The 21,774-nt window shown below is 65.6% G+C and carries 23 protein-coding genes; 15 read left to right on the top strand and 8 right to left on the bottom strand.

All coding sequences use genetic code 11. From position 1 onward, the window contains the following. Window positions 1-73 precede the first annotated feature (73 nt). Window positions 74-1,927: an alkyl/aryl-sulfatase gene (locus ACTIEZ_RS11010; RefSeq protein WP_439546726.1), complete on the bottom strand. Its 1,854-nt coding sequence runs from the start codon at window positions 1,925-1,927 to the stop codon at window positions 74-76. 851 nt (window positions 1,928-2,778) lie between these two features. On the opposite strand from ACTIEZ_RS11010, the gene ACTIEZ_RS11015 reads away from it, so the two are divergent. The 3 genes from ACTIEZ_RS11015 (at window position 2,779) to ACTIEZ_RS11025 (ending at window position 4,351) form a co-directional block, all read left to right on the top strand. Next, complete coding sequence (locus ACTIEZ_RS11015) at window positions 2,779-2,952, top strand: (2Fe-2S)-binding protein (protein ID WP_439546727.1); 174 nt, start codon at window positions 2,779-2,781, stop codon at window positions 2,950-2,952. A gap of 116 nt (window positions 2,953-3,068) precedes the next feature. After that, window positions 3,069-3,548, top strand: coding sequence for a bacterioferritin (gene bfr, locus ACTIEZ_RS11020; protein WP_439546728.1), 480 nt, complete (start codon window positions 3,069-3,071; stop codon window positions 3,546-3,548). Between the two features lie 170 nt (window positions 3,549-3,718). Then, a complete protein-coding gene (locus tag ACTIEZ_RS11025; RefSeq protein WP_439546729.1) occupies window positions 3,719-4,351 on the top strand; it encodes a superoxide dismutase in 633 nt (210 codons plus the stop codon). 77 nt (window positions 4,352-4,428) lie between these two features. On the opposite strand, the gene ACTIEZ_RS11030 is transcribed toward ACTIEZ_RS11025, so the two are convergent. Continuing rightward, a complete protein-coding gene (locus tag ACTIEZ_RS11030) occupies window positions 4,429-5,526 on the bottom strand; it encodes a tetratricopeptide repeat protein (protein ID WP_439546730.1) in 1,098 nt (365 codons plus the stop codon). A 306-nt stretch (window positions 5,527-5,832) separates the two neighbouring features. Here ACTIEZ_RS11030 and fabD point away from each other — a divergent pair, with 306 nt between their 5' ends. The 9 genes from fabD to ACTIEZ_RS11075 all read left to right on the top strand — a co-directional run bounded on the left by fabD (window position 5,833) and on the right by ACTIEZ_RS11075 (window position 13,958). Continuing rightward, window positions 5,833-6,768, top strand: a complete 936-nt coding sequence (gene fabD / locus ACTIEZ_RS11035; RefSeq protein ID WP_439546834.1) for an ACP S-malonyltransferase — start codon at window positions 5,833-5,835, stop codon at window positions 6,766-6,768. A 91-nt stretch (window positions 6,769-6,859) separates the two neighbouring features. Further along, window positions 6,860-7,600: a 3-oxoacyl-[acyl-carrier-protein] reductase gene (gene fabG / locus ACTIEZ_RS11040; protein ID WP_439546731.1), complete on the top strand. Its 741-nt coding sequence runs from the start codon at window positions 6,860-6,862 to the stop codon at window positions 7,598-7,600. A gap of 343 nt (window positions 7,601-7,943) precedes the next feature. Next, on the top strand, window positions 7,944-8,183 hold the full coding sequence (locus ACTIEZ_RS11045; RefSeq protein ID WP_439546732.1) for an acyl carrier protein: 240 nt from the start codon (window positions 7,944-7,946) through the stop codon (window positions 8,181-8,183). Window positions 8,184-8,377: 194 nt separating this feature from the next. Next, on the top strand, window positions 8,378-9,640 hold the full coding sequence (gene fabF / locus ACTIEZ_RS11050; protein WP_439546733.1) for a beta-ketoacyl-ACP synthase II: 1,263 nt from the start codon (window positions 8,378-8,380) through the stop codon (window positions 9,638-9,640). An 11-nt stretch (window positions 9,641-9,651) separates the two neighbouring features. After that, a complete protein-coding gene (gene mltG / locus ACTIEZ_RS11055) occupies window positions 9,652-10,617 on the top strand; it encodes an endolytic transglycosylase MltG (RefSeq protein ID WP_439546734.1) in 966 nt (321 codons plus the stop codon). Beyond that, the gene (locus ACTIEZ_RS11060) at window positions 10,614-11,237 is read left to right on the top strand and encodes a YdcF family protein (RefSeq protein ID WP_439546735.1); all 624 of its coding nucleotides are present in this window, start codon (window positions 10,614-10,616) and stop codon (window positions 11,235-11,237) included. The genes mltG and ACTIEZ_RS11060 overlap by 4 nt, the downstream gene beginning before the upstream one ends. Window positions 11,238-11,251: 14 nt before the next feature. After that, window positions 11,252-11,989: a lysophospholipid acyltransferase family protein gene (locus tag ACTIEZ_RS11065; protein WP_439546736.1), complete on the top strand. Its 738-nt coding sequence runs from the start codon at window positions 11,252-11,254 to the stop codon at window positions 11,987-11,989. A gap of 14 nt (window positions 11,990-12,003) precedes the next feature. Further along, the gene (locus ACTIEZ_RS11070) at window positions 12,004-12,987 is read left to right on the top strand and encodes a hypothetical protein (protein ID WP_439546737.1); all 984 of its coding nucleotides are present in this window, start codon (window positions 12,004-12,006) and stop codon (window positions 12,985-12,987) included. A 116-nt stretch (window positions 12,988-13,103) separates the two neighbouring features. After that, window positions 13,104-13,958, top strand: a complete 855-nt coding sequence (locus ACTIEZ_RS11075) for an SH3 domain-containing protein (RefSeq protein WP_439546738.1) — start codon at window positions 13,104-13,106, stop codon at window positions 13,956-13,958. Between the two features lie 61 nt (window positions 13,959-14,019). Here ACTIEZ_RS11075 and ACTIEZ_RS11080 read toward each other — a convergent pair whose 3' ends face one another. Together ACTIEZ_RS11080 and hisC are read right to left on the bottom strand one after the other, a co-directional pair. Continuing rightward, window positions 14,020-14,934, bottom strand: coding sequence for a prephenate/arogenate dehydrogenase family protein (locus ACTIEZ_RS11080; RefSeq protein WP_439546739.1), 915 nt, complete (start codon window positions 14,932-14,934; stop codon window positions 14,020-14,022). Continuing rightward, window positions 14,934-16,034: a histidinol-phosphate transaminase gene (hisC, locus tag ACTIEZ_RS11085; protein ID WP_439546835.1), complete on the bottom strand. Its 1,101-nt coding sequence runs from the start codon at window positions 16,032-16,034 to the stop codon at window positions 14,934-14,936. The genes ACTIEZ_RS11080 and hisC overlap by 1 nt, the downstream gene beginning before the upstream one ends. Window positions 16,035-16,119: 85 nt before the next feature. On the opposite strand from hisC, the gene metX reads away from it, so the two are divergent. Genes metX through ACTIEZ_RS11100 form a run of 3 tightly spaced genes read left to right on the top strand, consistent with a single transcriptional unit; the run spans window position 16,120 to window position 18,219 of the window. Next, complete coding sequence (gene metX, locus ACTIEZ_RS11090; RefSeq protein WP_439546740.1) at window positions 16,120-17,223, top strand: homoserine O-acetyltransferase MetX; 1,104 nt, start codon at window positions 16,120-16,122, stop codon at window positions 17,221-17,223. Continuing rightward, window positions 17,220-17,813, top strand: coding sequence for a methionine biosynthesis protein MetW (gene metW, locus ACTIEZ_RS11095; protein WP_439546741.1), 594 nt, complete (start codon window positions 17,220-17,222; stop codon window positions 17,811-17,813). Before metX ends, metW begins: the two co-directional genes overlap by 4 nt. A 16-nt stretch (window positions 17,814-17,829) precedes the next feature. Next, window positions 17,830-18,219 (top strand): DUF1905 domain-containing protein, encoded by a 390-nt coding sequence (locus tag ACTIEZ_RS11100; protein ID WP_439546742.1) that lies wholly within the window; start codon window positions 17,830-17,832, stop codon window positions 18,217-18,219. A 3-nt stretch (window positions 18,220-18,222) separates the two neighbouring features. Here the strand turns inward: ACTIEZ_RS11100 and ACTIEZ_RS11105 are convergent, their stop codons facing one another. From ACTIEZ_RS11105 to ACTIEZ_RS11120, 4 genes are all read right to left on the bottom strand, one after another. After that, window positions 18,223-18,627, bottom strand: coding sequence for a PaaI family thioesterase (locus ACTIEZ_RS11105; protein WP_439546743.1), 405 nt, complete (start codon window positions 18,625-18,627; stop codon window positions 18,223-18,225). Beyond that, the gene (locus ACTIEZ_RS11110; protein WP_439546744.1) at window positions 18,627-19,157 is read right to left on the bottom strand and encodes a hypothetical protein; all 531 of its coding nucleotides are present in this window, start codon (window positions 19,155-19,157) and stop codon (window positions 18,627-18,629) included. The genes ACTIEZ_RS11105 and ACTIEZ_RS11110 overlap by 1 nt, the downstream gene beginning before the upstream one ends. A gap of 148 nt (window positions 19,158-19,305) precedes the next feature. Beyond that, entirely contained in the window at window positions 19,306-20,481 is a 1,176-nt protein-coding gene (locus tag ACTIEZ_RS11115) for an acetyl-CoA C-acetyltransferase (protein ID WP_439546745.1), read from the bottom strand. Between the two features lie 80 nt (window positions 20,482-20,561). Continuing rightward, window positions 20,562-21,551 carry an alpha/beta hydrolase gene (locus ACTIEZ_RS11120; RefSeq protein WP_439546746.1) on the bottom strand — a complete coding sequence of 330 codons (990 nt, stop codon included), beginning with the start codon at window positions 21,549-21,551 and terminating at the stop codon, window positions 20,562-20,564. Window positions 21,552-21,774 lie beyond the last annotated feature (223 nt).

The raw sequence follows: 21,774 nt of genomic DNA on the forward strand, positions 1-21,774 counted from the left end.
CCAGCAATCAGGGTGAATCAGAAATCAGTCACCTTGGGAATCCCAAATCGATTCAGTCACCATGCAATCGAGTCTAGGGTGCCGAGATCTCGAACCAGAGGTCGAAGCGGTCCAGGAGCGCCAGCAGGCTAACCAAGGCGCCCGCGCCCGGACCCTCCAGCGCAACTTCGTCGGGCGCCTTTGCGCCGTGCACCAGATCGACCAGAAGGTCCCGGGTCAGCTCGACCTGCGGGCCGCCCGCGCCAGGCCTATGGTGAAGCACAGCGTTCTCGACGCTGACCGCGAAGCGCTCGCCGGTGTCGGTGAAGACCGCCGTGAACGCGATCTCCGTCGCCCCGGCCTTCTCGCCGTTCAGCCGCACCGAAAGGGAATCCAGCACATTATCGGTAGGCATAGTCCGAAGCTGGCCGGCCGAGGCCTGGCGCGGCGTGGCGCTGGGCGGCCTAGGATATCGCAGCTCCTGGGCGCCGGTCAGGTAGAAGTCGCGCCAGGGCCCGGACTCCGCCTGAAAGCCCATCTGCTCGAAAGCGTCGGCCTGCAGGGCCCGGGCTTCCAGATTGGCCGGATCGGCGAACACAAGATGGCCGACCAGTTCGGCGACCCAGCGATAGTCGCCCGCGGCGAACGCCTCGCGCGCCTGCCCCAGCAGCCGCTCGGCCCCGCCCATCGCCGCGACATAGCGCCGGCCCGCAGCCTCGGGCGGATGCTTGTGCAGGTTGGCCGGGTTGCCGTCGAACCAGCCGAGGTAGCGCTGGTAGACCGCCTTGGCGTTGTGGCTGAGCGTTCCATAGTAACTGCGCGTGTGCCACTCGGCTTCCAGGGTCGGCGGCAGCCGCAGAACCTCGGCGATCTCGGTGGCGTTGAGCCCATGGTTGGCCATCCGCAGCGTCTGGTCGTGGATGTACTTGTAGAGGTCGCGCTGCTGAGTCAGGAAACGGCGGACCGGACCGGCGTCCCACCGCGGCCAGTGGTGGCTCGCGAACATCACCCTGGTATCCGCGCCGAACAGCGCCAACGCCTCGTCGATGTAGAAACTCCATGCCTTTGCGTCCCGCACCTGGGCCCCGCGCGGCGTGTACAGATTGTGCAGGTGACAGGTACAGTTCTCCGCCATGCACAGCGCGCCGAACTTCGGGAAGAAGAAGTTCATCTCGGCCGGCGCCTCGGTGTCTGGGGTCACCTGGAAGATGATCTCGACCCCGTCGACCGTCAGGGTCTGGCCGGTGTGGGTGATGGACTCGGTGGGAGCCACCAGGGCGACACGGCCAGTGGACGTGCCCTTGCCGAGCCCGGAGTCCACGTGGCCCTGCGGATCCTTGGGCAGCAGGCCGCCGTACATGTGCGTCGCCCGGCGGCTCATCACATTGCCGGCCAGGACGTTCTCGGCGACAGCCGCCTGCAGAAAGCCCTCGGGGGCGATGATCCGCAGGCCCGCGGCGATCTCCTCCGGCGAGGCGACACCCAGGATGCCGCCGTAGTGGTCCACATGGCTGTGGGTGTAGATCACCGCGCTGACCGGCCTGTCGCCCTTCTCGTCACGCAGCAGCTTCAGCGCAGCTGCCGCCGGCTGGGCCGAGGTCAGCGGATCGATGACAATCCAGCCGGTCTTGCCTTCGATGAAGGTGATGTTGGAGATGTCGAAGCCGCGCACCTGGTAGACGCCGGGCGTCACCTCGAACAGGCCGTGATGGGCGTTGAGCCGCGCCTGCCGCCAGAGGCTGGGGTTCACTGTGTCGGGCCGCTTGCCCTCCAGAAAGGCGAAGGGACGTTGGCTCCAGGCGCCGGGCACGTCAGCGTCGGGGATCGAGCCGACGAAGCCGCGCTTTGCCAGCACGAAATCGCTGCCGTCATCGGCGGGCAGAGCCGCTTCCATGGCCGAATGCGCCGCCCGCGTCGCCTCGGTGGCGGTCTTCCGTGTCAGGTCCATGTCGCTGTCTCCCCCGGGATCGTCTTCCAGCGCCTATCCCGGAACACCACCATACAACAATGACTTCGGATCGACAGGCAGGCCCTTCAAATAGCGGTCCACCAGGCCCTTGGGAACTTACAGGTTAACTTTGCCGAACCAAAGTGGCCTCAACGAGGAAGGCCAAGGCCGTAATTAATGCCACTTATTGAAACCCGCCCACGGCTATTCGGCGAAGTTACACGAGTTAGCGCTCCAGCGTCAGCTCTTGCTGGAAGCCGTTGTTCAGCGGCCCTGCCAGAAATGGCGGCAATGTCCCAAGCCGAGTCATTCTGACGAACCGGGCACAGGCCCTCGTAAATGGCGGCTTCTGGGAATGGTGCCGGAGTACCGGAACGTCCGTGATGAGGGCGCAAAGCCGCCGGGCAGTACTGCTTTTGTGAACGTCTGCTTCGCCGGATCAGCGTCCCCACAGCCGCCCGTCCGCGCTCCTCCCTTCCAGACATCGCTTGTTTGCAACGGCCTTTTGTGCGGCCAAGTCGATGCGCCGTCTGTCCTACACAGGTCATTTCATGCCATGCTCCTTCGCAGGTGGCGCCGCGTGTGGGCGCCGAAAGTGTCAAGCAAACTGGACAAAAAACCTGCAAAAGGCGAACTTTGCTAACCTTGTAAAATACATTTGGCGGATCGGGCGGCCAACGGCCGGTGCATTTTCCATCCCACAACCGCCGTTTCGGGAACGGCGCTGGCCTGCCCGATCTGTCGGCTCCGTATGTTCCCGGAGCTGCGAACCACTTGCATTAGCAGTCGGGATGCGTGATAACGATTTGCAACAGCCGGTGAGTCGGTCAGGGCTGTGCTGGGGACGCGCCGTGTACGTTTGTGTCTGCAATGCCCTGAAGGAACGTGATGTGAAGCAGGCGGCCCGTGCGGCCGGCAAGGCCTGCCCGCGGGCGGCCTATGCGCATCTGGGTGCGAAGGTGAAATGCGGGCAGTGCCTGCCGTTTGCGCGCGAAGTCGTGGCCCAGGCCAGCACCTACGCCTGATCGCTCCAATGCTACTGCGAGTGCGTTTCACCAGCAAGTATCAGAAATTCCACGGTTTTTCTTGACCGATACAAATTCGGATGGCATTGGTCCTGCATCAACGCAGGAGACACGCCATGAAGGGCGACGCCAAGGTTATCGAATATCTGAACGCCGTGCTCAAAGGCGAGCTGACCGCGGTCAATCAATATTGGCTGCATTATCGCCTGCTCGACAATCTGGGCATCAAGAAGCTGGCGGCCTATGAGCGGCACGAATCCATCGAGGAAATGCAGCATGCCGATAGGCTGATCGAGCGTATCTTCTTCCTGGATGGCTTTCCGGGCATGCAGCAGCTCGGCCGGCTGCGGGTCGGCGAAACCGTGGAAGAAGTGCTGCAGGCCGATCTCGAACTGGAGCATGAAGCCGTCGCCCTGCTGCGCGATGCCATCCAATATTGCGAAAGCGTGCGCGATTACCCGTCGCGCGACCTGTTCGCCGAAATCCTGCGCGCCGAGGAAGAGCATGTCGATTTCATCGAGACCGCGCAGACGATGATCCAGCAGATGGGGATTGCGAACTATATCCAGCTGCAGTCGAAGCCCGCCGGGGAGTAGGGTCGCTTCCGCCAGTTGCCCTGATTGCGATCGGCTTGCGCTGCAATCTGCCGCTGCAGATTGCCGCCCTGCCGTGCGTGGGGTTGTTCTGATGGGCGGATGGGGCGAAACGCCGTTTGCGGCGTTGGCCTGTTGACGGGCCATGTGCTGCCGCCCCTGAAAGGAATATCATGATCACCTTGATGCCGCTGCCGTTCGCAGCCGACGCGCTTGCGCCGCATGTTTCGGCCGAGACGTTCCAATATCATCATGGCAAGCATTTTGCGGCCTATGTGACCAAGACCAACGAGATGATTGCCGACACCGACGATACCGACGCCGATCTGGAAACCATCGTCGACAATGCCGACGAAGCCGACAATATCGCGCTGTTCAACGCCGCCGGGCAGGCGTGGAATCACGGGTTTTTCTGGGCCAGCCTGGCGCCGCCGTCGGATGCGCGGCCCGCGGGTGCCCTGGCCGAGGCGATTGTGCGCGATTTCGGCGATTTCGACGCCATGGCCGCCGAGTTCGTGAAGATCGCCACCGCAGAGTTCGGGTCGGGCTGGGCGTGGCTGGTCAGCGATGCCGATGGTGCGCTGTCCATCTGTTCCACCCACGATGCGTTGCCGGTGTGGATCGAACAGCCGGTGATGCCGCTGCTGGTGTGTGATGTTTGGGAACATGCTTATTATGTCGATTGGCGCAACGATCGCGGCGGGTTCCTGAAGGCGTTTGTCGGCAATATGGCCAATTGGTCGTTGGCCGAAGCGCAATATGCGGCCGCGCTGGCCGATGAAGTGGGCTGGCTGTATCCGGAGTAAGGCTCAAACGAAGCGGGCCGCCGTGGTGTCCCACAGCGGCCCGTTTTCTGTGTCGGCATTCAACCAACCGCGGCCAATTACCCCCGCGAGCTTGCGTAGAGGCTCCACAGATCGGCGATGTCCTTCATGCCGCTCTTTTCCTCCACCGCCTTGAAGGTGGCGATGGCAGCGGCTTTCTGGCCGGCCTTGGTGGCAGCAATACCCTTGAACACGCGGGCATAATCCGCGTCATTGCCATTGGCAGCAATTGCCTTGTCGTATGCAGCAATGGCCTTGCCATATTCATTGATGCCGAGCCAGGCGTTGCCGCCCTTGAAGGCGGTGGCCGGGCTGGCCGACAGCTTGATGGCTTCCGGGCCTTCCTTGGCGACGGCGCGGGCGGCGGCTTCGGCGAGCTTCTGATCCATCGGATCGCTGGTCACGCCGGATTTTTCCAGCGCAGCCTTGGCCACCGCAGCCTGGCCGTTGATCAGCGCCAGCTTGGCAAAATCATGATAATCTTCCTTGCGTTCCAACGTGCCGGTGCTGAACATCAGGTGATACAGCGCCAGTTTCGATTCTGAACGCATGTTGTTCTGCTGGAAATTGGTCAGCAGGGCTTTCCAGCGCGCCGGCGAGGCATCGACCTTGATCAGGCGGGTGGTGGTGGCCAGATAACCAGCCTTGTCGCCGGATTTATACTGGGCGCCAGCCAGATTTTCCAGATACAGCGCCTTGGGGCCGTTGCTGGCGATGAGCTTGTTGTACGATGCAATGGCATCCTTGTGCTTGCCCTGGCGGGTATAGGCCTGCGCCATCAGGATCTGCATGCCTTCGCCGCCGCAACCCTTGGCGATGCTGACCGCCTTGTCGAGCTGTCCGGCCTGATAATAAAGCGGAGCAAGTTGATTGCAGGGGGCGCCAACCGATTCCAGTGCAGCGGCGGCATCGGCATAACGGCCAACGGCAGTGAATGCATAGCCGGCCATCTGCGCCGTTTTCTGTTTTTCTTCGGCAGTTGAGGCTGCGGCGCGGGCTTGGGCAATGGCCGCAGACACGCCGGCGGCATTGCGCGACTTTGCGGCGGCAGCGGCGGCGTTGAGTGCCTTGCCGACGGCTGGCGACACGGCGGCGGCGGCCGGGATCGCTGCGGCAAGCAGCGAAGTGGCAATCAACAGTCGGGCGGTTTTGTACATGGCTTTTCCTTGGCTGTTGCAGACCCATAACCCGCCACCGATGGCCACAAAATGAACGTGGTCGCGATACGGGCGCCTGGATGGATGCCAGTGGAGGGCGCACACTGATCCCGTGCCGCCGAATCCCCCCTCGCTTCCTCCCAAAGCAAGTATGAACCCTTAGCGGAACACTTTGCGTGTGCAACGGGGCAAATCGCCTTACCGGCGTCCTGTGGTTGCACGGGCGCGGTGAAGCGCCTATCCGCCGCTGCAATATTGCGGACGCAGCGCCGCCGCCCGCAGCTGTAACAATTGGGGAGACCGACCATTCGCGCCTTCATCTTTCCAGGCCAGGGCAGCCAATCGGTTGGCATGGGCAAGGGCCTGGCCGACGCCAGCCCGCACGCGCGCGCCGTGTTCGAAGAAGTGGACGATGCGCTCGGCGAGCGCCTGTCCCGCGTGATGTGGGAGGGTCCGGAGGACGAACTGACCCTGACGGCCAACGCCCAGCCGGCGATCATGGCCTTGAGCATGGCCTGTTTGCGGGTGCTGGAGGCCGAGGCAGGGATGCGGCTGGCGGACAGAGCTGCGTTTGTGGCGGGGCATAGCCTGGGGGAATATACAGCCCTGTGTGCCGCAGGCAGCCTGGGGCTGGCTGACACCGCGCGGCTGCTGCGGCTGCGCGGGCGGGCGATGCAGGCTGCAGTGCCGCCGGGGGTGGGCGCAATGGCGGCATTGTTGGGCCTGGATTTTGAAACAGTGTCGGCGGTGGCGGCAGAGGCCTCGCAGGGACAGATTTGTGCGGCCGCCAACGACAATGCCAATGGCCAGGTCGTGGTGTCGGGTCATGTCGAGGCGGTGGCGCGGGCGATGAACCTGGCCAAGGCGAAAGGCGCGCGCCATTCGGTGCTGCTGCCTGTTTCGGCGCCATTTCATTGTGCGTTGATGCAGCCGGCGGCGGACGCCATGGCCGAGGCGTTGGCAGCGGCACCGTTGCATGCGCCGCAGGTAGCCCTGGTGGCGAATGTGACGGCGCGGGTGGTGACCGATCCCGACGATATCCGCCGCCTGTTGGTGGATCAGGTCTGCGGCACGGTGCGTTGGCGCGAATCGGTGCTGGCGATGGCCGATATGGGTGTGACGGGGTTCGTGGAACTGGGCGGCAAGGTGCTGGGCCCGATGATCCGCCGCATCACGCCCGACGTGCCGACGATCACCGCGGTGGACATGCCGGGTGTGGAGGCGATTGCGAAGTCACTGTAGACCCCTCTCCAATTGAGGGAGAGGGCGACTCGCGCGCCAGCGCGGCGGGGTGACGGGTCGCCCGCGCCGTCGGAAGAGGAGGGATTTCGTGATGTTCGATCTGACAGGCATGACCGCGCTGGTGACCGGCGCTTCGGGCGGCATCGGCAGTGCGATTGCGCGCAGCCTGGCCGCCCAGGGCGCTCGGGTGGTGTTGTCCGGCACGCGGGCCGAAGCGCTGGCAGCGGTAGCGACCGATTGCGGGCCCGATGCGGTGGTGCTGCCATGCAATTTGTCGGACTCGGCTGCGGTGGACGCTTTGGTGCCACAGGCGGTGGAGGCCTTGGGCGGCCGGCTGGATATTCTCGTCGCCAATGCCGGCATCACGCGGGACAATCTGGCGATGCGCATGAAGGATGAGGAATGGTCGGATGTGATCCGCATCAATCTGGAATCGACCTTCCGCCTGTATCGCGCCGCCGCCCGGCCGATGATGAAGCAGCGTTTTGGGCGGATGATCGCCATCACCAGTGTGGTGGGCGTGACTGGCAATCCAGGACAGGCCAATTATGCGGCATCCAAGGCCGGACTGATCGGAATGAGCAAAGCCCTGGCGCAGGAACTGGCGTCGCGGAGTATCACGGTGAACTGCGTGGCGCCCGGGTTCATTGTGTCGGCGATGACGGACGCGTTGCCTGACGCGCAGAAGGATGCGCTGACAGGGCGAATCCCGGCGGGAAGGCTGGGGGCAGGCGAGGATATTGCGGCGGGGGTGGTTTATCTGGCGTCGCGGGAGGCTTCGTATGTGACGGGGCAGACGCTGCACATCAACGGGGGCATGTACTTGGGGTGACGGCGCCCCGCCCGCTTGCGGAAGGGGCCGGGGGCGGGTCGCGGCGCCAGGCCGAAATGTCGGCTGCTTCGAGCGGCCGGCGGCGGAGCCGCCGAGTTCGCTTTGCGTGATGAAGAAAGCAGGACGGAAGAACGCAGCGAAGCCGCGTCGTCGAAGCGGTTCGGCGCGCAGGTGCGCGCCGCCCGCCCGCCCGCCCGCCCGAGCTTGCGCCTGTCGGCGCGCGGCACGCGCGCTCGCGGCGCTGCGCAGCGCTCTTGCCACAATTTCGCCATCGGGCTATCGCCGGCGAGTAGCTTCCAACCAACCTGCCGGCGAACCAAAGCCGCAACCTGAAGGACCGAACATGAGCGATGTCGCCGAACGCGTGAAGAAGATCGTCGTTGAGCATCTGGGCGTGGAAGCCGAAAAGGTGACCGAAGCCGCCAGCTTCATCGACGATCTGGGCGCGGACAGCCTCGACACCGTGGAACTGGTGATGGCGTTCGAAGAAGAATTCGGCGTCGAAATCCCCGACGATGCCGCCGAAAAGATCCTGACTGTGGCCGATGCAATCAATTTCATCGGCGAAAACAGCAAGGGTTGAAGGCTTGGGGTTGATGATGACCCCATCGCCGGACACAGGCTGAAGGGCCGGCCGGCGGTGCAGCGGAACCAAGACAGCGGCCCTTCGTTCGAAATGAGCGAAGGGCCGTTTTGCGCTTTGGCCCTGCATGTGAGACATTGGTTGGGGAGGGGCCGGTGCCAGCCACCGGGCCAGCGGAATAGAATGGAGCGCCGATGCGCCGTGTCGTGATTACCGGGCTGGGACTGGTTACCCCGCTGGGCAGTGATGTCGAAACCATCTGGGCCAATATCCTGGCAGCGCGATCCGGTATCGGCCCGATCACCCGGTTCGATGCCAGCAACCAGGTTTGCCGCATCGCTGGCGAAGTGAAGCCCGGTGATGGGTCCGGCATGACCTTCGATGCGAACAAGCGCGTCGATTACAAGGTGCAGCGCCAGGTCGATCCGTTCATCATCTTCGGCATCGACGCCGCCGGCCAGGCCATCGAGGATGCCGGGCTGACCGACATGACCGAGGAAGAACGCTATCGCGCCGGCTGCTCGATCGGCAGCGGCATCGGCGGCTTGCCCGGAATCGAATCGGAATCGATCGTGCTTCATGAAAAGGGCCCGCGCCGCGTGTCGCCGCATTTCGTGCATGGCCGGCTGATCAATCTGATTTCCGGCCAGGTCTCGATCAAATATGGCCTGATGGGGCCGAACCATGCGGTGGTGACGGCCTGTTCGACCGGCGCGCACGCGATTGGCGATGCGGCGCGGATGATCGCGCTGGATGATGCCGATGTGATGCTGGCGGGTGGTGCGGAGAGCGCCTTGTGCCCGCTCGGTATCGCCGGTTTCGCGCAGGCCCGCGCGCTGTCGACGAATTTCAACGATGATCCCACGCGCGCCAGCCGGCCCTGGGATCAGGCTCGCGACGGCTTTGTCATGGGCGAAGGTGCCGGCGTGGTGGTGCTGGAGGAATATGAGCGCGCCAAGGCCCGCGGCGCCAAGATCTATGGCGAAGTCATCGGCTATGGCCTGACCGGCGATGCCTGGCACGTGACGGCGCCGCATCCGGAAGGATCGGGCGCCTATCGGTCGATGGCGATGGCGCTGAAGCGGGCTGGCCTGAACCCGGCGGATATCGACTATATCAACGCCCACGGCACCTCGACACCGATGGGTGATGAGTTGGAACTGGGCGCGGTGCGGCGCTTGTTTGGCGATGCCATCACCAATGTCTCGATGTCGTCGACCAAATCCGCGATTGGCCACCTGCTGGGCGGCGCCGGCGCGGTGGAAGCGATTTTCTGCCTGCTCGCGATGCGTGACCAGGTGGCGCCGCCGACGCTCAATCTTGATAACCCGTCCGAGGCGTGTGCTGGCATCGATCTGGTGCCGCATGTCGCCAAACCCCGCCGCATCCGCGCTGTGCTGAACAATAGTTTTGGTTTTGGCGGCACCAATGCCACGCTGGTGATGCGCGGCCTGTGATGGGGTGACGCGTGCGCCGCGCTGGCCTGGCCTTCATTCTGCTGCTGGTGGTGCTGGGATTGCCGCTGGGCGTGGCGCCGTGGTTCGGCTGGGGATCGGCACTGGGCATGCCGCAGCCATTCACCGTGGAGCGCGGCGCCAGCCTTGGGCAAGTGGCGCGCGCACTGAAGAATGCCAAGCTGGTACAGTCCGCCGGGCAGTTCACCTTTCTGGCGCGAGTGCTGGGCAGCGACAAACCCGTTCAGGCCGGTCGCTATCGCCTGGCGCGCGGCATGGCGTGGCGCGACATTCTGAAAACCCTGCAGGATGGCCGGGTCGAGCATCTGTATGTGACGATTCCGGAAGGCTGGCCATCGGTGCAGGTGGCCGAACGGCTCAATGCGTTGCGCAGCCTGTCCGGCACGGCGGCGGCGCCGCGCGAAGGCAGCATCTTGCCCAACACCTATGAATATGAACCAGGTGAAGCCCGCAATGCCATCATCAAGCGCATGCAGGCGGCCATGGCCAAGACATTGGCGGAGGAATGGCCCAAGCGCAGCGCGCGCGCCGTGGTGAAGACGCCGGAAGAGGCAGTGATCCTGGCCAGCATCGTGGAGAAGGAAACCGGCAAGGCCAGCGAACGCCGCACCATCGCGGGCGTGTACAGCAACCGGCTGCGCATCGGCATGAAGCTGGATGCCGATCCGACCGTCATCTACCCGATCACCCAGGGCAAGCCGCTGGGCCGACGCATTCGCCAATCGGAATTGCAGCGCGATACCGGGTACAACACCTATCTGAAACCCGGCCTGCCGGCAGGCCCGATCGCCAATCCGGGCCTGGCCTCGATCCGCGCCGTGCTTGATCCGGCGCAAACCGATGCACTTTACTTCGTTGCCGATGGCACTGGTGGCCATGTGTTTGCCAACACACTGGCCGAACAGAATCGCAATGTGGAACGCTGGTTCGCGCTGCGCCGCCAGCGTGGCGAGATGTGAGCCGCAGGCCCGCCTTCCGCAGCGCAAAGCAGCCGGTCCCGTTTCGCCCGTCGTCGGCGCGCAAGCGGCAGCCGAGCCCGTGGTTGTGGGTTGCGCGCATCGCGGCGCTGCCGCTGCTGGCCTGGTGTCTGGGGCTGATCTGGTTCAGCCTGGCGCTGCCCGGCCCGGCGGCGATGACGGCGAAGACCGATGGCGTGGTGGTGCTGACCGGCGGCGCGGGCCGCTTCCGGCGCGGGCTGGCGGTGGTGGAGCAGGGCGCGGCGCGGCGCATGCTGGTGTCGGGTGTGGGTGCCAACACCAGCCGGCGGCAACTGGCGGCGGCGTTTGGCGTTGCGACACGGCGCCTTCGCACCACCGATCTGGGCTATGAAGCCATCGACACGCGGTCCAACGCCGAAGAGACGGCGCGCTGGGTGGCGAGCCAGAAATTCGCCTCGATCCGGCTGGTGACGTCGGCCGGGCACATGCGCCGCGCTCGGCTGGAACTGGCGCGGGTGCTGCCGGCCGATATCGAAGTGCTCCAGGATGCAGTGCCATCGGAACCCACGGCGCCAAGCCTGGCGTTCGAATATTCGAAATATCTGCTGCGCCGCGGTGCGCTGCTGGCCGGGGTGGCGTGATGGGGCCTGCAGCAATGGCTGAAACGTCCGCGCCGCCCGTGCTGGCCACCATGGTGGCATTCGTGCGCACCTGCCTGTTCCAGATCGCCTTTCTGGGTGGCTCGCTGGTGCTGGTGCCGCTGGCGCTGCTGCTCGGGCTGATTGCGCCCAGGGACAGCGGCAGTCCGTTGCTGTTCATCGGGCCACAGTTGTGGGCCGGCTGGTTCCGGCTGACCAGCCGGGTGGTCGCCGGGGTGCGGATCGACATTGACGGCAGCATCCCGCCGGGGCCGCACCTGTTTGCGCTGAAACACGAAAGCGCGCTGGAGGCGATCTTGACCCTGTGGTGGTTCCAGCGCCCGGCGGTGGTGATGAAGCAGGAATTGCGCGCGATCCCGATCTGGGGGCTGGCGTCGGCGCGGCATGGCTCGATCTTTGTGGATCGCCAGGGATCGGCCGGCATGCTGCGCGAGATGATGCGCCAGGCGCAGAAGGCCGTTGCGCAGGGGCGGCCAGTGGTGATCTTTCCGGAAGGCACGCGGGTGGAGGTCGGCGAGACGCCGGCGCTGGCGGCGGGCTTTGCCGGCCTCTACAAGATGCTCAAACTGCCGGTGGTGCCGGTGGCGCTGGACAGCGGCACGGTGTGGCCAAAGCGGTTCGTCAAATATCCCGGTACCGTGCATCTGAAGATCGGCGCACCTATCCCGCCCGGCCTGCCGCGTGCCGACGTCGAAGCGCGGGTGCATGCCGCGATCAACGCCTTTCGAATCTAAGCTGCGAGTTTGAAATGACACAGACCAAAGCCGGGGGGCGCCGCTGGCCGTTGTTGCTGGCGCTGTTGCCGCTGATCCTGGGCCTGGCGCTCTATGGCCAATTGTGGCGCGGCTGGGCGGCGCAGTTCGAAACCACCTTGGCCGCCTGGTTTCCGGGCCAACCGGTGAGCGTGAGCGGCTTTCCCTATCGGTTGGAGGCGGAACTGACCGGCGTGCAACTGGCACATGCCGGCGTGGCTGGGCTGCGCGCCTCCGTCGATCGGGTGCGGGTGAACCGCGGGCCGTGGCGGCCGGAATTGACCGTATTGCAAAGTGAAGGTGTGGAATTGGCGGCCATGCTGCCGGGATTGGCGCCGTTGGTGACAGCGCCGGCCGGCACGGCGAGCCTGAAACTTGAATCCGGCCGGCTGGCACGGCTTTCGATCGTGCTGCCGGGTGCGACAGGCCGGATCGGGCTGAGCAGCGATGGCCCGGCGTTTGCAGCCGACAATCTGGAACTGCACGCGCGCGAGATCGAGCCGGGCGCCACAGGTGCCGCCACCGATCCCAGCCTGCCGCAGCGCGGGCAGTTGGTGATCGGCAGCGAAGGTCTGCGTATCGGCAATGGCGCGGCGATCAGCCTGGCCGGTGATGCAAAATTGCGCGGCGCGGTGCGGCCCGGCGATTGGCTCCGCTGGGCGGCGGATGGCGGCAGTGTCGATCTGGTGATCAGTGGCCGCGACGCCACCGGGGAGTTATTTGCGCTGGATGGCACGCTGGTGCCCGTCGGGTCGGGCCTGCGGCTGGCCGGCACCCTGCGCACCGTCTGCCCGCTGGCAGTGCAGGCGGCGCTGGCCGGAACGGCGGCGCCTACTGAACAGCGGCTGCGTGCGGCGGTGCAGTTGACCATTGAAACCGCGTTGCCGGCCGGTGGTGCGGTGGCGCTGCGCGGGCTGCCGGCCGATCTCGCCACCCGTCCACGGCGGGCGCAATTGCCGGCTTGTCCGCGATTGCGTTAACCATTTCGATCTTGCATTTGTCACGTTTGCTGTCGGATTTTTACAATCTAGCAGGCTCCAATCGGCGCATGATTCTGTCTCACCCGGGATGCCGGGGTTGATTGGGGGACAGGATCATGAGGACGAACCTGCTGCCGGCCGCTGCGCTGGCAATGCTGATGGCGGCGCCGGCGCTGGCCAAGGATGCGCCGGCGCCCGCGCTGGCGAAATGCCCGGCGATTTTGGGCACAGTGGCGCTGGTCGATGGCGACACCCAGGGCTGGACCAAGTTCGGCTTGGGCTCGCCGCGGCCGCTGGTGGCAGCAATGGCACAGGAATCGGGCTGTTTCACGCTGCACAATCCGGCCAGCGGCACGCCGGCGAATTTCCTGATGAATGTGATCGCCGGTTCGAAGGAGGAGGTGGATCAGGGCGTCGATGTCGCCAAGACCGCGGCGACCGAAGCGCTGGTGCGGTCGGGCGCGCTGGCCCGCATCCCCGGTGTGGGCGGGATGATGGGCATGTTCGGCGGCATGGGCGGCAAGAAGAAGACCATTGCAGCCGGCATTCGCATGATCAGCCCGCAGAACGGCATGACCATCGCATCAGGTTCGGGCGATGCCAAATCCAGCAGCATCAGCTTTGGCGGCATGGGCGCCGTTGGCATCGGCGCCAGCGAGGCCGGCTATGACAGCAAGGACGGCAAGATGCTGGCCGAAGCGTTCATCGTGGCGTTCAATGCCGTAGTGGCGCAGGGCAGCGCGCTGCAGGCCGCCGCAGTGCCGGTGCAGGCCGTGGCGGCTGCTGCACCGGGCGCGCAGGTGGCCGTGGATACAACCATGTTCGCTGCGCCCAACAAGACGGCGGCCGTGGTGCGCAGCTTGCGCGCCGGCACCAGCCTGAAGCCAACCGGCAAGCGCGAAGGCATGTTTGTGGAATTGGCCGACAATTTCGGCAGCAGCGGCTGGGTGAGCGTTGAAGATTTGAAATAGGCTGCCCGCAGGGGCGGAAGTTACGGCGGGCAGGGAGAGGGATAGCTGCCCGCCGGTCTCCTCAATCGGGCAGGTGCGGGCGGCCGAAATCGGCTGTTTCCGTGTCCTGGCCTTCGTCGATGATGCTGCGGCGGATGGCGCGGGTGCGGGTGAACAAAGCTTCCAGCGTGTCGCCGTCGCTCCAGCGGATGGCGCGTTGCAGGGCGACCAGATCTTCGGTGAAGCGGCCGAGCAATTCCAGCACGGCTTCGCGGTTGTTGAGGAAGACGTCGCGCCACATCACCGGATCGCTGGCGGCGATGCGGGTGAAATCGCGGAAACCGCCGGCGGAATATTTGATGACCTCGCTGCGTGTCACGGCTTCCAGATCGCTGGCGGTGCCGACGATGCTGTAGGCGATCAGGTGCGGCAGGTGGCTGGTCACGGCCAGCACACGATCATGGTGGGCGGCGTCCATCAGATCAACACGGGCCCCCAGCCGCCGCCAGAATTCGGCCAGGCGTTCCACCATTACGGCATCGGCACGTGGCGGCGGGGTGATGATGCACCAGCGGCCCTGGAACAGGCTGGCGAAACCAGCATCAGGCCCGGATTTTTCGGTGCCGGCCACGGGATGCGCGGGGATCACGTGGACGCCGGGCAGGGCATCGCCCAACACGCGCAGCACATTTTCCTTCACCGAACCAACATCACTCACGACGCAATCAGGCGGCAGATCGGCCGCGATTTCGGCGGCGACCGCTGCCATCGCACCCACCGGCACGCACAGGATGACCAGATCGGCATCGGTCACCGCCGCGCCGGCATTGTCTGCCACATCATCGGCCAGACCCAATTCGGATACGCGGGCGCGCACTTGCGCATCGCCGTCCGACACGGTCAGGCCCACTGTGGGCATGGCAGCGCGGATGGCGCGGGCCAGTGACGAGCCGATCAGGCCCATGCCGATGATGGCGACGCGCGCAAAGGGGAGCATCAGGCGGCGCTTTGCACGAAATCGCCCACGAACACCCGTAGCGCGGCGGCGGCGGCTTCGGTTTCTTCGCTTGTGCCGATGGAAATGCGCAGGCAGCGCGGCATGTTCTGCACGGCGAGATACCGGCAAATGATGCCGTGGTTGAGCAGATGCTGATTGGCAGCCGCGGCGGTTATGGCGCCGCCTTCGGGAAATTCGACCAGGATGAAATTGCACGCCGACGGAATGGCGCGCAGCCCGGCATTGCCCAGCGCGGCGATTTCGCCAGCCAGCCAGTCGCGCAGGCGGATGGTTTCGCGGCGCACCATGTCGATGTGCGCGTCGTCGGCCAGCGAAGCCAGCGCGGCGGCCTGGCCGGTGCTGGTGACGTTGAACGGCCCGCGCACCCGATCAAGCGCGGCGATGATGGCCAACGGCGCGACGGCCCAGCCGACCCGCTGCGCCGCCAGACCGTGGATCTTGGAGAAGGTGCGGGTGACGATCAGATTGGGCGTGGTCTGCGCCAGCGCGAAACCGTCTTCATAATCGCGCTCCACGAACTCGGCATAGGCGCAATCGAGCACCAGGATGACGTTGGTCGGGAGGGCGGCGTGCAGGCGGCGCACTTCGCTGGCCGGCAGACACGTGCCGGTCGGGTTGTTGGGGTTGGCGAGATAGACGATGCGGGTCAGCGGTGTGACGGCAGCCAGGATGGCATCGATATCGGCCGTGTAGTCCACATCCGGGACCACCACCGGTGTTGCCCCGACCCGGCGGGTCGCGCCTTCGTACACCGCAAAACCGTGCCGCACATGGATGATCTCGTCGCCCGGCCCCGCAAAGGCCGAGGCAATCATGTGCAATATCTCATCGCTGCCGGTGCCGCAGATGATGTGGGCGGGGTTCACGCCAGATTTGGCGCCGAGCGCTTCACGCAGCGCCGTGCTGGCCGGATCGGGATAGCGGTGCCCTTGCGCCACCACATCCTGCATCGCGGCGATTGCCAGCGGCGACGGCCCCCACGGGTTTTCGTTGGAGGAAAGTTTGGCAACGACGGGCGCGCCGCCTGTGCTCGCCTTGCCGGGCACATAGGCGTGCATGGCTTCAATCCAGGGCTTCATCATGGGGGCGGCGGCGGTCGTCATGAGAGGCGGTTAGCGAATATCGCTGGCACAGTCACCCCCGCGCCATTATTGCGCGCCAACCATGGACCCACGCTTTGGCCTTGACCGCAGTATCACCCTGCCCGGCGATTTCCCGCTGGCCGGCGGCGCGGTGCTGCCCGAACTCACCATCGCCTATGAAACCTATGGCCGGCTCAATGCCAATGCGACCAACGCGATCCTGATCTGCCACGCGCTGACGCTTGATCAATATGTTGCCAGCCCGCACCCGCGGACCGGCAAGGCGGGGTGGTGGACGCGGCTGGTCGGCGCCGGCAAGCCGGTCGATCCAGAAGACTGGTTCATCATCTGCGCCAATGTGCTCGGCGGTTGCATGGGCAGTACCGGGCCATCCAGCATCGATCCTCGTGATGGCAAGTCGTATGCGAAACGGTTTCCGGTGATCACCATTTCCGACATGGTGACAGCGCAAGCCCGGCTGCTCGATCATCTGGGGGTGCAGCGGCTGGCCGCAGTGATCGGTGGATCGATGGGCGGCATGCAGGCGCTGAGTTGGGCGGTGCAATATCCCGACCGCGTCGGCAAGGTCGTCGCGATTGCCACGGCAGCGCGCCATTCGGCGCAGAACATCGCGTTTCACGAAGTCGGGCGGCAGGCAATCATGGCCGATCCGATGTGGGCCGGCGGCGATTATCCGCCCGACAAGCCGCCGGCGGCGGGCCTCGCCGTGGCGCGGATGGCGGCGCATATCACCTATCTGTCCGAAGCCGGCCTGACCGAGAAGTTCGGGCGGCGGTTGCAGAACCGTGCGGCGGTCAGTTTCGGCTTTGACGCGGATTTCCAGGTGGAATCCTATCTGCGCCACCAGGGCCTCAGTTTCGTCGAGCGTTTCGATGCCAATTCCTACCTCTATATCACCCGCGCCATGGATTATTTCGATCTGGCGCAGCCGCACGACGGCAATCTGGCGCGCGCCTTTGCCGGCGTGCAGAGCCGGTTTTGCCTGGTGTCGTTCACCTCCGACTGGTTGTATCCCACCGCCGAAAGCCGCCGCATCGTGCGGGCGCTGAATGCCGCCGGGGCGCCGGTGAGCTTTGTCGAGTTGGAAAGCCCGTTTGGCCATGATGCGTTTCTGCTGGATGCGCCGGAGATGAACCGCGTGATAAACGGGTTCCTCTTGTCATGACTCCGGTCCCCTTGCGCGCTGATCTGGCGGCGGTGGCCGCCGCCGTGCCGGAAGGGGCGCGGGTGCTCGATATCGGCTGCGGCAATGGCCAGTTGCTGGCCTGGCTGCGTGACACCAAGGGCGTGGAGGGGCGCGGTATCGAGCTTGATCCCGATGATGTGGCGGCTGCGGTGGGGCGCGGGCTGGCGGTGGTGCAGGGCGATGCCGATACCGATCTGGCGGATTATCCCGACGCGGCGTTCGATGTGGTGATCCTGTCCAACACGTTGCAGGCGATGCAGCGGCCGATGGCGGTGCTGAACGAACTGGTGCGCATCGGCCGCTGTGCGGTGGTCAGTTTCCCGAATTTCGGCCATTGGCGGGTGCGCGCATCCTTGGCGTTGTCGGGGCGGATGCCGGTGACCCGCAGTCTGCCGGTAAGCTGGCATGAAACGCCCAATATCCATTTCTGCACGATCGACGATTTCGAGGCGCTGGCGCGCGACATGGGGTTGACGGTGCAGGGCCGCACCGCCCTCAACAACGGGCGGCCGGTGGCGCTGTGGCCCAATCTGCTCGGCGATACCGGGGTGTTTGTTTTGCGCCGTTGAGGCTATCCTTCGGCACATGAACGACATGGCCGGTCTCGATCCTGAACTCGTGCGCTTTTTGCGCGAGGAACTGGGGCATGAACTGCCCAGCGGCGGCGAATGGACGTTCACCGGTCCCGTGTGGATCTGGAAGGGCAACAATGCCGACGGCAAGCCCAGCCCGACTTCGTGGCATTTTCTGACCATCACCGGCGATGTCGCCAAGGCGATCCGGGCCGCAGCGCCGGGGCGTTCGGCGGCCTGGGGCTCTGTCTATGTGAAGGCACGGATCGGTACGACGACCTGGGAAACATCGCTGTTCCCCAGTAAGAACGTGCAGGGCTATCTGCTGCCGATCAAGGCCGCGATCCGCAAGAAAGCGCATATTGCCGAAGGTGATGAGGTGACGGTCGCATTGCGGGTCTAGCCGCTACAGCACCATCTGCGTCTGCGTTGTCACGCTGGCCAGTTTGCCTGTCGCGCTTTCGATGCGGGTTACCCACACGCTGGTGCGGCGGCCGATGTGCAGCGGCGTGGCGGTGGCGATCAGCGTGCTGCCAACCGGAATTGCACCCATCATGTTGGTTTTCGATTCGATCGTCGTGGTGGTTTTCGCGCCTTCGGGCAGGGTGTGAAACGCCCCGATGGCACCGGTGAAATCGGCCAGCGCCATCAAGAAACCGCCGTGGGCGGTGCCGCCACTGGTGCAATATTCCGGCTTGATGCGGGCATGCACCTCCACCTGTTCCCGGCTCAGGGCCTTCAGTTCCAGGTTCAGGTGCGCGGCGAACGGCACCATGGCGACCACATGGGCGAGCGCATCGGAATCCATCATCAGTTGACCATGCGTGGTTCGAGCACCGGATCGGCTTCGCCCACCATCACCGGTTTCTGCCAGTCCCGTTTGGATACCAGCACGACATGGTGGCGTTCGGGCAGGGTTTCGACGCACCAGTCGATCACTTCGAACATGGCTTCGTCCAGCCGCAGTTGCAGCGGATCGCGCAGCCAGCCGATATCCTTGATGTGCCAGGGCCGGCGTGCGCGCACCACCAGCACGGCAAGGCCGGCGGGGCTGAGCACGCGCCACAATTCGCGCAGCATCAGCCGCGGCTGCACCAGTGGCGCCGACAGCAGCGCCTTGTCGAACAGCGCTTCATGAAACGGCAGATGGTGCGGATCGGCGCGCACCGTGCCGGGGCGCAATTCGTCATCGCTGGCCGCAACGCAGGCAACGCGTTCCCAGCCTTCCAGGTTCAGCATCACGCGTTCGGGCGGGCGGCCAAGCACCAGCAGGCGGCCGGTGGGATGTTCCGGGCGGTGCCCGGAAAACAGGCGCTCGATGGGCGTGGCGTCACGGATCATGGATTGGGTTTATGGCGTGGATTGGCGGGGGCGGGAAGGGGGCTGTTCCCATCCCCAGCCCTTCCCGCAAGCGGAAGGGGAGCAGAACGGTCATGCACAGGCGACTCCCCTGCCGCAGCCAAGAGGGGTTGGGCGTGCGCCTACCGCCTCAGCCGCGCTCCACCGCCATCGCGATCCCCATGCCGCCGCCGATGCACAGCGTCGCCAGGCCCTTCTTGGCATCGCGGCGGCCCATTTCGTGTAGCAGCGTCACCAGCACGCGCGCCCCCGAAGCACCGATCGGGTGGCCGATGGCAATCGCGCCGCCGTTCACGTTCAACGTTGCCGGGTCGAGGCCGAGCTCCTGACCGACGGCCAGTGCCTGCGCCGCAAACGCTTCATTGGCTTCGACGAGATCGAGATCGGCGACCGACCAGCCGGCCTTGGCCAGCGCCTTGCGGCTGGCGGGCACCGGGCCGATGCCCATCACGGCCGGATCGACGCCGACACTGGCAAAGCCGGCGATGCGGGCCAGCACGGTGGCGCCGCGGCGGTTTGCCTCTTCCTCACTCATCAAAACCAGCGCGGCAGCGCCATCGTTCAGGCCGCTGGCGTTGGCCGCCGTCACGCTGCCATCCTTCTTGAAGGCACCGCGCAGGCCCGACACGCCATCGATGGTCACGCCGTCGCGGATATATTCATCGGTATCGACCACGGTGTCGCCCTTGCGGCCCTTGATCGTCACGGCTGCGATTTCGGCGGCAAACCGACCGGCGGCGCGGGCGGCGCTCGCCTTGTTCTGGCTGGCGACGGCAAATTCATCCTGGGCGCTGCGGCTGATCTGGTACATTTCGGCGACATTTTCCGCCGTGATGCCCATGTGATAGCCGTTGAAGGCATCCCACAGACCATCCTTGATCATCGTATCGACAAATTCGACATGGCCCATCTTGGTGCCGGCCCGCATCGCCTGGGCATGGGTCGAAAGGCTCATCGATTCCTGGCCGCCAGCCACCACGATGCCGGCATCACCGTTCGCGATGGCCTGTGCGGCCATGGCGACGGCGCGCAGGCCGGAGCCGCAGACCTGATTGACGCCGTACGCAGGCGCTTCCAGCCGGATACCGGCGGCCATGGCGGCCTGGCGCGCCGGGTTCTGGCCCTGGGCAGCGGTGAGTACCTGGCCGAGGATGACTTCATCAACTTCATCGGGGGAAACGCCGGCGTCGGCCAATGCGGCTTCGATGGCGGCCTTGCCGAGCAGATGGGCGGGCGTGGCAGCGAAGCTGCCCAGGAAACTGCCGACGGCCGTGCGGCGAGCGGCGGTGATGACGATGTTGGTCATGGCGATACGATCCTTGGTCAGTGATTCGTTTCGGCCATGCTAGGCCGCTTCACCCTGCCGCACCAACAGCCAAACATGGGTCAACCCGCCAGGAACGCCGTCAGCGGTGCGTAAAGGCGGGCTGGCGCGTTGCGGCCGACGACCATGCCGACATGGCCGCTGGGGATGTCCAGCCGCGCCGGGTCACCGGGATCAGTCAGCGCCGCAGCAGCCGGCACGATGCGATCCGCGAGCGCGACGACGTCGAGCAGCGGGATGGCTGGCACATTATCCCCACTGATGCCGGTTCCGCCGCCATCGAACAGTGCTGCGAGATCGGCGGCGGCCGCAAGGCTGAGCGGGGCGCCGGCGTTGGCCCAATCCTCCAACCGTGCGAATGCCGCGACCGTCGCATCATCAGCGTCGGCGAGGTTTTCGAACTTGGTGGCCAGCGCTTCGGGGTCGAGCGCCCAAAAGGCCGGTTGCAGCAGGTCCATCGGCACCAGGCCAAGCGGCGCCGCGATCGGCCTGGCGCTTGCCCACCAGCCGCCCAAGCTCTGGCGGCCGTCCTGACCATAAGCGGCAAAGCGCCAGGGGGCGGCAAGCAGCGCCAGTCGGGTGATGGCGCCAGCGCCGGCGGCGGCCAAGGCCAGCGTGCCGCCGAGGCAGTAGCCCAGGGCCGGGACCGGATAGCCGAGGGTGGTGATGAGGGGGATGAGGCGGGTTTCGACGAGGGCGGCGAGGCCCAAGGGTTCAGGCGTGCCGCCCCAATCGACCAGCAGCGGCCGGAAGCCGGCATTGGCGAGATGGGCCAGCAGGCTCCGACCGGGCGCCAGATCGAGCACGTCGGGCGGGTTGATCAACGAAGGGACGACCAGCACCGGCGCCCCAGCGGCTGTGGTGGCGCGCAGCGTGATGCTGCCGATGCGGGCGATCTCGGGGAAAATGACCCGGGTTCGGGGCAACGGCGCACGCTGGTAGCGGGTGAGGCCGGCGAGGACGCGGGCCAGCCGCGCGCGGTCGGTGCCGCAGACGTGGCTGACGGTGGCAAGGAAGAGCGGCAGCGGGTGGGGGCCGCGGGGGCGGGTCATGTCGGCGGTGTCTGGGCTTGGCGGGCGCGGCCGGTGGCCAAGCCGCCGAGTCCGCGGGGCATGGCGCAATGGAGAAAGGAAGGAGGCGGCAAAGCCGCCGCGTCGAAGCGGCGCGGCTGGCGAAGGGCCAGCCGCCCGCGGGGCCCATCGAAGTAATACTTCGATGGGTTCCCGTCGCCCGGCCGGCCTTGCGCCTGTCGGCGCACTTGGCTGCGCCAACTGC

The sequence above is a fragment of the Sandarakinorhabdus sp. genome (genome assembly GCF_051860625.1).
In the GTDB taxonomy this organism is placed as follows: domain Bacteria; phylum Pseudomonadota; class Alphaproteobacteria; order Sphingomonadales; family Sphingomonadaceae; genus Sandarakinorhabdus.